9 protein-coding genes and 1 pseudogene are annotated in these 12658 nt (G+C 61.8%); 3 read left to right on the top strand and 7 right to left on the bottom strand.

Going from position 1 to position 12658, the window contains the following annotated elements; translation table 11 throughout:
* The first annotated feature begins 23 nt into the window (after positions 1-23).
* Complete coding sequence (locus N554_RS0134345) at positions 24-2012, top strand: 4Fe-4S binding protein (RefSeq protein ID WP_029587583.1); 1989 nt, start codon at positions 24-26, stop codon at positions 2010-2012.
* A gap of 64 nt (positions 2013-2076) precedes the next feature.
* Positions 2077-2874 (top strand): annotated as a pseudogene (locus tag N554_RS0134350) (Mrp/NBP35 family ATP-binding protein); the annotation flags it as partial.
* A gap of 152 nt (positions 2875-3026) precedes the next feature.
* Here N554_RS0134350 and N554_RS37725 read toward each other — a convergent pair.
* The 4 genes from N554_RS37725 to N554_RS0134370 form a co-directional block, all read right to left on the bottom strand.
* Complete coding sequence (locus N554_RS37725) at positions 3027-3530, bottom strand: response regulator transcription factor (RefSeq protein ID WP_197033844.1); 504 nt, start codon at positions 3528-3530, stop codon at positions 3027-3029.
* Positions 3531-3586: 56 nt separating this feature from the next.
* Positions 3587-4489, bottom strand: coding sequence for a S1C family serine protease (locus N554_RS0134360; RefSeq protein ID WP_029587586.1), 903 nt, complete (start codon positions 4487-4489; stop codon positions 3587-3589).
* Positions 4490-4808: 319 nt separating this feature from the next.
* The gene (locus N554_RS0134365; RefSeq protein WP_081851561.1) at positions 4809-7586 is read right to left on the bottom strand and encodes a UPF0182 family membrane protein; all 2778 of its coding nucleotides are present in this window, start codon (positions 7584-7586) and stop codon (positions 4809-4811) included.
* Positions 7587-7858: 272 nt separating this feature from the next.
* A complete protein-coding gene (locus N554_RS0134370) occupies positions 7859-8152 on the bottom strand; it encodes a hypothetical protein (protein WP_029587588.1) in 294 nt (97 codons plus the stop codon).
* A gap of 400 nt (positions 8153-8552) precedes the next feature.
* On the opposite strand from N554_RS0134370, the gene N554_RS0134375 reads away from it, so the two are divergent.
* The gene (locus tag N554_RS0134375; RefSeq protein ID WP_029587589.1) at positions 8553-9023 is read left to right on the top strand and encodes an aminoacyl-tRNA deacylase; all 471 of its coding nucleotides are present in this window, start codon (positions 8553-8555) and stop codon (positions 9021-9023) included.
* Positions 9024-9109: 86 nt separating this feature from the next.
* On the opposite strand, the gene N554_RS0134380 is transcribed toward N554_RS0134375, so the two are convergent.
* The 3 genes from N554_RS0134380 to N554_RS0134390 are packed head-to-tail and all read right to left on the bottom strand — an operon-like array spanning position 9110 to position 12021.
* Positions 9110-9874 (bottom strand): substrate-binding periplasmic protein, encoded by a 765-nt coding sequence (locus tag N554_RS0134380; protein WP_029587590.1) that lies wholly within the window; start codon positions 9872-9874, stop codon positions 9110-9112.
* 8 nt (positions 9875-9882) lie between these two features.
* Positions 9883-10254 (bottom strand): c-type cytochrome, encoded by a 372-nt coding sequence (locus N554_RS0134385; protein ID WP_245283811.1) that lies wholly within the window; start codon positions 10252-10254, stop codon positions 9883-9885.
* 24 nt (positions 10255-10278) lie between these two features.
* A complete protein-coding gene (locus tag N554_RS0134390) occupies positions 10279-12021 on the bottom strand; it encodes a pyrroloquinoline quinone-dependent dehydrogenase (RefSeq protein WP_029587592.1) in 1743 nt (580 codons plus the stop codon).
* Between the last annotated feature and the right edge of the window lie 637 nt (positions 12022-12658).

Genomic DNA, 12658 nt, shown 5'->3' on the forward strand with positions numbered 1-12658 from the left:
TGATCTGCAGCTGCGAGAAGACCATGCCGCTGGATGGGCAGGCGATCGCGCGCGGCTGCTCGGGAAAGATCACGCAGGCCAACCAGCTCTGCGGCCTCGAGCTTGAGCGGTTCAAGGACGCTCTTGCCGATGGCGTACCGATCACGGTCGCCTGCACCCAGGAAGCTCCGCTGTTCAAGGAAGTCGCGGAGAATTCACCGCAAGCTCAACTCACCTTTGTCAACATTCGCGAAACCGGCGGCTGGTCGAACGACGCCGCCGCGGCCGGTCCAAAAGCCGCGGCGTTGATTGCGGCGGCAGCCGAAGAGATGCCGCCGATTTCTCTGGTGACGCTCGAGAGCTTAGGCGTCGCGCTGATCTATGGCCGCGACGAGATCGCGATCGAGGCCGCACAGCGCCTCGCGGACCGTCTCGACATCACCGTGCTTCTGACAAAGCCCGGTGATGTGACGCCACGCAGGACGAACGAATTTCCTGTTCTCAAGGGCACCGTCAGCAACGCCCGCGGACATCTCGGCGGCTTTGTGCTTGCGATCGACGACTACGCGCTGCCATTGCCCTCCTCGCGCGCCAAGCTGGTGTTCGGGCCTTCGCGGGACGGCGCAACTTCGACCTGCGACCTGATCCTCGATCTCAGCGGCGGCGTTCCGATGTTCCCGGCGCATGAACTGCGGCCGGGATATCTACGCGCCGATCCGCGCGACCGGACCGCCGTCGAACGTGCGATTGCGGATGCGGGCGGTCTGGTCGGCACATTCGACAAGCCGCGCTTTATCCACTTCGAAGAGTCGCTCTGCGCCCATTCGCGCTCCGCCATCACCGGATGCACGCGCTGTCTCGATCTGTGTCCGACAGGTGCGATCACGCCGAACGGCAATGCGGTCGTCATCGACGACAATGTGTGCGCCGGTTGCGGCTCGTGTGCATCGGCTTGCCCGACCGGCGCGGCATCCTATTCGCTGCCGAGCGCCGACGCGCTGATGCGGCGGTTGCGCACGTTATTGCAAACCTATCGCAAGGCTGGTGGCAGCGACGCCATCGTGTTGTTCCACGACGGCGAGCACGGCGAGGAAATCATCGACGCCCTGGCGCGGTTCGGCGCCGGTTTGCCGGCGAATGTGCTGCCGCTTCGCGTCAACGAGGTGACGCAGCTCGGACCGGAGATCATCGCGGCGGTCTTTGCCTATGGCGGCAGCGGCGCGGCGATCGTGACGCGCGCCAAGCCGCGGCACGACACTCTCGGGCTCCGTCGGACGGTCGAGATGTCGGACAGCATTATTTCGGCGCTCGGCTTCGGCGCAGGGCTGGTGCGGATCATCGAGACCGACGATCCGGACCAGCTACGCGCCATGCTCGATGCCGCGCCTGTTGGCGTCGCGACGCCAAGGCCTGCCGGCTTTGTGCCGCGCGGCGCCAAACGCAGTGTACTGGAGACCGCGTTTCGCGAACTCCACCTCGCCGCGCCGACGCCTGTCGACATCGTGCCGCTGGCGCCGGGAGCGCCGTTCGGCGGTGTGAACCTCAATGTCGAGGGCTGCACGCTCTGCCATGCCTGTGTCACGGCCTGCCCGACCAGCGCGCTGTCCGACAACCCCGATCGCGCGATGCTTCGATTTACCGAAAGCCTCTGCGTGCAATGCGGGCTTTGCGAAGCGACCTGTCCCGAGAAAGTCATTACACTTGAGCCGCGCCTCGATTTCAAGGCGTGGAACGCGCCGCTTCGGGTACTGAAGGAGGAAGAGCCTTTCCTTTGCATTGCCTGCGGCAAGCCCTTCGGCACCAAGAGCTCGATCGAGCGCGTGCTCGCCAAGCTCGGCGAGAAGCACTGGATGTTCCAGGGCGCCAACGCCAGGCGGATCGACGTCATCAAGATGTGCGCAGATTGCCGTGTCGAAGCCGTGGTGAACGAGAGCTTCGATCCGCATGCTGCCCCGCAGCGCCCGCCGGTGATGTCCACCGACGATTACTTGCGCGCGCGCGATGCGAAGAAAGGCGATCCGTTTGGATCGTAAGGAGCCCATCGTGTCCGCCACCCACCCAGACCTGCGCGCGCGCGCGACCTCGAGAGCGGCCGGCCTTCCCGGCGTAAAGCATGTGATCGCAGTCGCCTCCGGCAAGGGAGGCGTCGGCAAGTCCACCACCGCATGCAATCTCGCGCTCGGCTTTGCCGCGATCGGGCTGAAAACCGGCATTCTTGACGCCGACATCTATGGCCCGTCGCAGCCGAAACTGTTCGGCCTGCGCGGCAAGCCGCGCCTGGTCGGTCCGCGCATGCTTGAACCGATGGAGCGCTTTGGCGTCAAGGTGATGTCGATCGGCTTTCTGGTCGAAGAAGACCTCGCCATGATCTGGCGCGGGCCGATGGTGATCTCGGCGATCACTCAAATGCTTCGCGAAGTAGCATGGGGCGATCTCGATGTTCTGGTCGTCGATCTGCCGCCGGGCACCGGCGATGCGCAGCTCACCATGGCGCAGCAGACGCCGATTACCGGCGCGGTGATTGTTTCGACGCCGCAGGACATCGCACTGATCGATGCGCGGCGCGGCATCGCGATGTTTCAGAAAGTGAACGTCCCGCTTCTGGGACTGATCGAAAACATGTCCAGCTTCTGTTGCCCGACCTGCAATCATGTCACGCCGATATTCGGCCATGGCGGCGCACGGCAAGAGGCTGAGATGCGCGGAATTCCGTTTTTGGGCGACATCCCTCTCGATATCCAGATCCGCGAAACCTCCGATGACGGTCGCCCGATTGTCGCGACCGAACCCGACGGCGTGCATGCGAGGCATTATACCGATATCGCCCGCAGCCTCTGGTCGTCGATCACCTCGGATAGCGCGAGCAAGCCGGCGCCACGCATTGTCATCGAGTGAGCCCGGGTCATCGAGTGAGCCCGGCTCCAGCTCTCATGCTGCTCGCGATGTCGGAATAACCTTGAGGTTCTCTCCGAGTTCCTGCTCGGCGGAGTTCCTGCTCGGCGCGCTGCAGATCGTAGCGCTTCCGCACAGCCCTTCGCGCTATCTTGTCACAACGTCATCGTCTCATGGCGACGGCGTTCGGCGGCTTTCGCCACGGCTTCAGTCCTGGTGCGCGCGCCCAATTTTCGGAACAAGGATTCAATATGGAATTTCACGGTGTGCAGCGAGATATTCAATCGGCGCGCAATGGCCTTGTTGGTCATGCCTTCCGCAAGCGTTGCAAGCACTTCGAGCTCGCGCGGAGTTAGAAGGGCGTGACCATGGGTCTCGCGCATCGCGCCAAAGCCAGCATCCATCATGTCGGGAACGCGGACGATCAAGCCCGCGGACACCGCTCGTATTGCAGCATCGATCTGGCTCGCGTCCGCATGGCGGGACAGCACGCCCGGCAAGTCATAATCAGCACCTCCGAGCGTGACGACCGGGCGGGTTTCACCCGGCAGGCAGTCGCCGTCCGCCAGGACGACGTCTGCAATGTCCTGCGCGCCGACAACAATATGCCCGGCCTCGGCGACCACTCTGCTCAAGGCGGCACGGCGCAGCGGATCCATGGCGTAGATGGCAACGCGCAGCCGCCCGCTAGGCGCCAGTTTGCTCGCCGCCTCACTCATGCGGCGGGCCGTTCTGCAATCGTCGTCTGCACCGTAATCACCCTACCGCTCCTGATCAGGCGAAGATCGGGCTTTCGCCCGATGCTGTCGGCACCGAATTGCCTGGCGATATTCCAAAATCGATGCGTCGATTTACCGTCAATACTCAGGATGATGTCACCCGCCACGATCCCTGCTTGCGCCGCAGGGCCGTCTTCAACGACCGACATGACCATCAAGCCGCTGGATTGGTCGGTGGTCTCGCGGAGCGCATCGGGCACGGCGACAGCTTGCAAGGCCACACCAAGCCAGCCGCGCGCGATGCGGCCGTCTTTGAGCAGCAGCGGGACGATGCGTTCGATGGTTGCGGTCGGAATAGCAATGACCTGGCCGCGTGGCCCGAAGGTCGACATGCCCAAGCAAGCGCCCGCAGCGTCGAAAACCGGCCCGCCCTCCTCGCGGCGGGCAAGGCGAAGGTCGAGGACGATGCGCCGGTCAATGAGGCCGCCGCGGCGGCTGTGCCATTCGGCCCCGGAGAGATTGACGAGCCCAAGCCGCGCGCTCGCGCCACCCATTCCGTCTGCTCCGATCGCGAGGGCAACTGCGCCGGTATGCGCCTCGCCGGCGGCGATCGGTGGCGGCGCAACAGACCCTGCCAGCCGCAGAATCGCAATATTGGTGCCGGGATCGCGGCCGGCGATCCTGGCCGTCAGGACTGGGCCGTCTGCCGTGACAACCTCAAAATCATCTTTTCGCGGTAGCGACTGCTCGGAGGCGACAACAATCTCGGATCGCCACACCATCCCCGTGATATGCCGCCCATGTCCAACGCGGATAGCGACAATCGCATTTCTTGCAGCTTCTGCGCGCGTTGCCAGCGCGTTCGAGAATTGGGCTAAGAGGTCTGCTTGACCGGTCATGGGCAACTCCTATCCATTTCAGATAGGAACAAACTGGCGATTCCGTATGCCCAGACTATCGGCCGGATAGCCGGGTTCGCCCCGGCCATTTGACCGGGCTGCAAGAGCGGAGGTCCGACAGTCGTTCAATCTCAAGAAGATCGCCGGTTAGATGCGGCGTTGCCGTTGCGTGCCGACGCTCCCCGATCGCGGTGCCGCCGGGAAGTTCTGAGTGGAAGCAGTTCGGCGCGCCATTCGGCATAGACGTGCGAACGTCGCGTCGGCATTCGCAATCTAACTGCTCCGGGCGGAAGCAGCACGAGGCTGCGAATTCGAGGCACTACTGGCCGGTGGACTGTCGGTTCATTTCCTCCAAAAGCCCGCGCATTGCATCAAACTGCGTGCCGAAGCCCTTCCAATCTCCGGATTTCAATCGCTCCACTGCTTGATTGTAGCGATTGAGCGCTTCCCGTGCCTGACTTGCCGCCGGGCTTGTGCCCTCTGTCGTATTTGAGACTGGCGGCGCTGCGCCGGGTTCTATGAACAGCGCTGACAAGGCCTCGGCGAGCGTCTCCTTCATCACCACATGCTCACCGTAAGCTGCGATCACACGTTTCAGCTCCGGCAGGTGCCCGTGCTCCGCCCGCAAATAGAGCGGCGTTACATAAAGGATCGAGTTCTCGATCGGGATCACAAGCAAGTTCGCACCGCGTATCACCCGCGATCCCATCTGATTCCACAGCGTGATTTGTTGCGAGATCTCCGTAGTCTGATTGATCCGCGCCTCGATCTGAAACGGCCCGTAGACGAGCTTCTCCTTGGAGAATTCGTAGACGATCAGTTTGCCGTAGTCGGGCGCGTCGCAGCGCGCAGCGAGCCACGCAATCATGTTGTCGCGGCGGCTCGGCACCATGGGAAGCATGAGGAAGAACTCGGCCTGCGGCTCGTCGGGCAGCCGCATGATGATATAATATGGATTCATCGTTGAGACCCCGCCGCCGCCCGGCTGGCGCGGAAACTGCCAGAGATCCTCGCGGTTATAGAAAACGTCGGCCGCGTCCATGTGGTAGGTTTGATACAGCTGCGCCTGAATCAGAAACAGGTCCTCCGGATAGCGAATGTGCTTCTGCAAGTCTGCAGGCATCGCAGCGAACGGCTTGAACAAGCTCGGAAAGATGCGCTGGTAGGTCGCCGCGATCGGGTCGCCGGGATCCATCAGATAGAAGTCGACGGTCCCGTTGTAAGCGTCGACGATAACCTTCACCGAATTTCGGATGTAGTTGAGATCGAGATCTTGTGCAGGCTGCGCCGATGGGAAATAGGAACTCGTCGTGTAGGCGTCCTGCATCCAGAACATCCGGCCATTGCTGATAACAAGGTAGGGATCATGATCGAGCGTGAGGAACGGAGCGATCGTGTGCACCCGTTCCTGGATATTGCGCCGGATCATGATTCGGCTGTCGGCCGTAATGTAGGTCGAGAGCAGGAGGTTCGGGTCGTTGAAGTAGTAAGCGAACAGCATTCTCCATACCATCGCTCCGATTGGAACGCCGCCGGCGCCGTCATAGGCCGCATAGACGTTGTCTTTTCCCTTCGGATAATCGAACTCCGGTGTGCTCCCCTTGACGATGACGTAGGTGTCGCTCTCTTCGCCGTAGTAGATGCGCGGCTCGTGGATTTTGGGGCCTTCGTCTGCGACGGGAGGAATATCCCGCAAATAGAACAGCGGCAGTCCTTCAGTGCTTTTGCGGGTGACCGGACTCATCACCGCGCCGGTACCGTGAGTAAACAGCACGTGGCGGTTAACCCATGTCTGGGCGTTCGGCGGCAGTAAGGAGGACCGCAGTTCGCGAGCCGAGAGCATCACGCTTTGGTAGGAGCCATCGAGCCAGTAGCGATCAACGTCAAGATGATGGAATTTGTAGTAGGTGCGGATTTCTTGCAGCTGGGCGTAGGTATCCGACAAGGGCAGCCAGTCCCACAGCCTGATATTCTCGATTGTCGCCTTGTTGGCCTCTATCGCCTCGAGGGTAAGCTTCTGTTCGGCAGCAAACGGCTTGGCTGCGATCTTATCGAGATTGTATGCCTGCCGGGTGAGCGTGATGTTGCGTTCGATGTAGGGCTTCTCCAGCTGCAACTCGCTTGGTTTGACGAAGAAGTGCCGGAACAGCCCAGGGGCTACGCCGGACAGCAGGAAAGAGCCGACGCCGACGAGCACGATCGCGGCGGCGGGAAGCCGGTAGGTGCGCACCCGGAGGTTTGCCCACGCGGCGAATGCCGCGATGATCGAAAGTCCGATCATCAACCACAGGCCCGGGAGCCCCACATATATATCGGTGTAGCTTGCGCCGACCACTACGCCGTTATCACCGTAGAGCAGCAGATAGCGGTCGAGCCCATAGGACCAAGCCTTCACCGCGAAGAGAAGGCCGAAGAGCGCTGAGCCGTGAGCAATCACCGTCGGCGATAGTGATCGGTGGTGAATGTCGTATTCGATGTCGCCGTGCGCCCAGTAGATCGCTCCGGCGAAAAGCGCGCTCAGAACGAGTGTGAGCAGCATCCAATTCTTGATGAGGATATAGGTAGGCAGTACGAACAGATAGAAACCAATGTCCTTGTTGTAGAGCGGGTCCTCTGCGCCATATGGCACGTGATAGAAAAACCGCAGGAAGACACCCCAGTTGCCGACTTCGGCTGCGGCCACTAGCAGAGCGAGCAAACCAGCACCGCCTGCGATAATCAGGGACCACGGCAGCCGATCGCGAATGAGCGTGAACAGATCGGGCGGCGGTCCGCTGCCTGTGGCTTTCCACACGGAGGCGGGGGCAGCTTGCGCCGGCTGCCGCCGGGCAAATCGAACTGCGACCCATCCGTTCAGCCAAACGATGAGGGCGGTCGCCGTCAAAACGGCGAAAAAGACACCGGCTTTGGCAATGATCGTCGTCAAAAAAACCTGCGGGTAGCCGAGTGATGAAAACCACAGCCAATCGACCAGGAGATCGCTCGCGAGCTTGAGCAGGAACAGGCAAATTCCGATGACGACGGCCGCAATGGTGAATCTGACCACGGCGCTTCGCCCTGGTACCTTGCGTTCGGGTCCTGTAATCCCGATCGTCATGATGTGATGATAGCAGAAATGAGGGACGCTGACCGCTTGATTCCTGGTCTGGATTGACGCGTCAGGGCATAGGATGCGGCTGCTTGTCCGTCGCCGGGACGGCGGAACCGGTGAGGCTGTTTCGGCTTTTTGAGGTCAGCGCCGCACCGGCCGATGGCTTGCTCGCTAAGTCAGCCTGACCCGCATGAAGGGAGCAATGAGCAAAAGCGGGGCTCTTCCCCTGACAACGCCAACGGATGGTACATCCGTACGCCGAACGTGAGCGCGTATTTCTATGCCAACGTGTGCACGATCACCGGCCCGGCGATCGCCGTGGCCGGCCCGGTGAGCAGAGGCGCGAGGTTCTGTTCGATCCACGCGAGCCCGCGCCTGTTGGATTCCTCCGCTCCCGCATGATTGTTGAAGATGCTGATCGCCGTCACCGTGTCGTCCGGCGCATAGACCACATAATAGGCCATGAAACCGTCGACATCACTGATGATCGGAATGGCACCCTCCTTGATCCTGCGTGCCAGCTCTTCGGCCATGCCAGACTTTGCCTTTCCCTGACGAATGGCGGCGTACATGGGATCCTCCTTCAGCACGGGCTGCCCGCAATTGCGATTGCAGCGACCACACAAAACAGGCGGGGCAGGCAGCAGGTTCCCGCATGCGGAACGGTACGCCAATCCCCGCAACTACACCATCGAATGCCTCACGTTCGTCGGTCCCGGCGGCTCTAGCTTGGAACAAAGCACCGTCGGATATCGCCGCACTCGCTGATGGTCGAAGACGTTTCTCTGCCGCCCGTTACCGTCCGCAGCGCGAGGATCCCGGCTCTCTCGCGATAGATTTGGTCGCTGACGAATTGCAGCTGGCGGATGCAGGACCTATGTTGGCTTTATAATCAGGCAGCCGCCATTGTGCGGGGGGTCCACGGGAAGACCGCACGGTGGACGGTTTGCATATCGCACCGGAGGTCACATCATGTCCATTGCTCCCACCCTCCAGAAATATCTGACCGCTGAAAACATCCAATACGAGGAGATCCCGCACGATTTCACCGTGTCGTCGACGCGCACGGCTGAAGCATGCCACGTCTCGGGCGATCGTCTCGCCAAAGGCGTCGTCTTGCGGCGCGACGGCGGCTATATGCTGGCCGTGATGCCCGCATCGCACCACCTCCGCCTGTCGGAACTGAGGGCCAAACTCGGCAACGATGTCGGCATGGCCGACGAAACCGAGATCGGTCAGCTGTTCCGTGACTGCGCGCACGGTGCTGTTCCGGCGGTTGGCAAATGCTACGGACTGGATCTCATCGTCGACGATAGCATCGACGCGCAGCCCGAGGTTTATGTGGAGGCCGGCGATCACGAGACGCTGCTTCGTCTAGATCATACGGAGTTTGCGCGCCTGACGGCCAACGCACCTCATGGGCGCTTCAGCGCGCATGACTGAGGACTTGCCGGTCACACTTGCGGCGGAGAGCCGGGCTCTCGCTTGCACACGCTTGTGGCGCGCGTGATGCGCTTCTCGATCCCAACTCATTGCGGCGGCTGCAATTCGACATCGTAATTCGCGCAAATCCGAGCGAGGGTGCCGTCGGAAAGCAATGCTTCGAGCGCCGCGTCGACACCTTGCCTCAGCTTCTCGTCTGGACTGACCATCCCGACAGCGACATTCCAGTTCAAGTTGGGATCATCTTCGAAGGCGGGAATGCGGCGGACAGGTCCATCAGGATGGGTTCGGTTGAACCAGCCAATTGCGGCGGGCGTGACCGCCGCGGCGTCGATCTCGCCCTTTGCGAGCGCGTCCATGATCTCGTCCTCGAACGCGAACGGCGAGATTTTGATCCCTTGCTTGCCGAGCATCATGGACGCCATCGAGCCGACCTGTACGCCGACCCGCTGGCTCGATCCCAAGTCGCTGAGTGACGCCACGCTGGACCTGGCTGCAACCGCCAGCGCGACGCCGCTGCGGTGATAGGGCCGCGACATGCGCAGCCCCACCTCTGCCAGCGCGGCCCGGTCGGCGATCGCATCAAGGACGATGTCGCAGCCGGCGCGGCGGTACTGAAAGCTATTGACCACCCACTGCTGTTCCAGCGAGACCCCGAGCTGTTTCGCCAGCGCTCTGGCGATTTCGACCTGGAAGCCGGGAACGGCGCCGTGCCTGCTGGCGAAGGGCAGCGCGTTGGGGTGCGCGCAGAGCGTGAGTGCGCCGCGCTGGCGGATCGCTTCAAGCGAACGCGCGGTGGCATTGGTGGCACCGAACAACAGCAGCAGGGTTACAAGAACGATCAGTCGCATGGCGTGAGTCACTCTTCGAGAGACCGGATGTAGGCTACGATCGCCATGATCTGGCTTTCCGAAAAAGCGTTGCCGAAGGCCGGCATGGCTCCGGGTTTGCCCTTCCTGATCCGCTCCGCGAGGAAGTCGTTGTCGCGTGTTGTCCCGGCGAGCTTCGGCCCCTTGCCGGTGGTGCGGCCACCGTCCTGGTGGCAGAAGCCGCATGAGGTTGCGAACATCTGCCCGCCCTCGATGTCGTTGGGGCTCGCCGCCTGATCTTGATTGGGAGGCTGGCTCTGCTGCGCGTGGCCGCCGAGGGTCCACAACAATGCAATGCCGGTGGCGAGAATGATCGATTTCGATATTCGCATCAGAACTGCGGCGGCGGGATGCGATCGCACCCCACCGCCTCCCCATCATGATCACTATTGCTTCAGCGTAAAGACGATGAGGGCACCGGCGTCCTTCGGCATGCTCTTGTAAGGTTCGCCGAACAGGGGCGGGTACTCGTCAGCCACCATGCCGCCCCACCCGGCCGGCACCGCGATATACTGCTTGCCGCCGGCGCTGTAGCTGATGATGCCGCCATTATGGCCGACGCCGTTGTTGTGCGACCATAATTCCTCGCCGGTTTCGGCATTGTAGGCGTGCAGCACGCCGCGCGCATCGGGTACGAACACCAAATTGCCTCCCGTTGCGAGGATGCTTGCGAGCGGCGGCTCGCTGTAAGTGACCTCCCATTTCTTGTCGCCGGTCACGGGATCGCGGGCACTGAGATGTCCGCGTGCCGGTCCGTCCGGCGGCGGGACGAGCTTGAAGTTGGCTCCAATGTTGAGCTGCGCCATCGGCTCGGTGATCGGCGTGGTCTTCACCACCTCGATTTCCTGGCACCATTCCTGCCCGATCTTGTACCAGAGGCGGGTCTTCGGGCTGTAGGAGCCCGAGTTCCAGCTGATACCGCCGGGGATCGCCGGGCAAAGCGGCGAGTCCGCCTTGCCGAGTGACAGATCACGCCGGCCGATCAACTCGCCGGTCTTCGGGTCGATATCCTTCACGAAGTTGATGTTCTTCACTAGCCGCCACACGTTCTGCACCTTCCCGTTGGTGCGATCGTAGACGAAGACGAAACCACCCTTGTTCGGATGCACGACGAGCTTGCGGCCGTCGCGGTCGATCATCACGAACTCACCGACCGCCGAGTCGAAGTCCCAGGCGTCGTGCGGCAGCTCCTGGTGATGGAACTTCAGCTTGCCGTTATCGGGGTCGAGTGCAATCACCGAAGTGGTATAGAGGTTGGTGCCTGGCCGCGGCCCGCTTTTCTGCCAGTCCGCGCCCGACCAGTCGTAAAGCGGTGCCGGATTCGCCGTTCCCCACCAGATGGTGTCGGTCTCGGGATCGTAGCCGCCGGGCATCCAAGCGCCACCGCCACCGGTGCGCCAGGATTCATTGCCCCAGGTCGCCTTGGCGTCCTCGGTGCCGGCGACGGTGAAGAATTCCCATTTCTTCTTGCCCGTCTTCATATCGACGCCGAAAAGCGGGCCACGCGAAGTCCACTCGCCGCCCTGGCTGCCGATGATGACGGTATCCTTCACCACAAGCGGCGCGCCCGTGAAGCCGACGGTGTGCTTCTTGGAATCGATCAACCGCGTGTCCCACGCTGGCTTGCCGGTCTTCATGTCGAGCGCAATGAGGCGCCCGTCGACAGTGCCGACGAAGACCTTGTCATCGCCGAGCGCGACGCCGCGATTATACGGTGAGTGCGTCTGCATCGAGACGAGTTCTTCGTCGAGCTCGGGAAAGTACGACCAGATCATTTTGCCGGTCGCGCCGTCGAGCGCATAGACGCGGCTGTAGGAGCCCGAATAATACAACACGCCGTCGGCCGCGAGCGGCGTTGACTGCAGGCCGCGTGTCGAGCGGCCGGGCATGTGGATCCACGCGACCTGAAGGTTTTTGACGTTGCTCGTATTGATCTGATCGAGCGCGCTGTAGTTATACGACTTGTAGCCGCCACGGTAGGTCAGCCAGTCATTCGGGGTCTGCTCGGCCGCCTGGAGGCGCGCGGGATCAACCGTCGATCCCTGTTGCGCAATCGCCGGTGGCGCAACGGCCACCGCGGCGAGCGCGAGTGCAGCACAGCCCGTGAGGTATCTTGCCCTGATTGCCATGGTTTCCTCGCTTTTTTACATCACCGGAATCACATCCGGTACGCAGTCTGCCTCGGTCTTGCGGCGTCATGCTGCCTGACCGATTCTTCGCAGATCGTGCACCGGCCCTCAGATCGGTGACGAATGATCCGAGGCGCAAAACCTGAGCTCCGCAACTGAATGTCTCCGGCAGGTGAACCTTGCCGATTAGTTCGTCGCTTGCCTATGGCAGCGGATTGCATCCCTCCTCGGATCGGTCCATCCCATGCTGCATGTTGCCATCTATGTCAGTCCGGACTCCGTCGGCGAAGCCGGACGCAAAATCCAGAGCATAGCAATACGTGTTGTTGGCGAGCTTGTGGCCGCTCAGGTCTGTTCTGCCGGAGAACTCCTTGCACCGAGAACTCGTTGCACCTGCGCCGGAAACCGCCGCAAGCGCGAAGGCCAATCTCCGCCTTGCCCTTCCGGCTACGCAGGCCGGTCGCGACATATCGTTTCCAAGCAAGTCACTTGTGCGAAGGCTAACTATCGGCCGCGCAATCTTCACGGCATCCTGCGGAGGCGGCCTCGTTCCTCCTCTCTTCCGGTGGCTGATCTGACCAATGTCTCTAGAAGGTGACGTCGAACCACTTCGTGGAGAGCAAACAGCCTAAATTCC

It is taken from the genome of Bradyrhizobium sp. URHD0069, assembly GCF_000701345.1.
GTDB lineage: Bacteria > Pseudomonadota > Alphaproteobacteria > Rhizobiales > Xanthobacteraceae > Bradyrhizobium.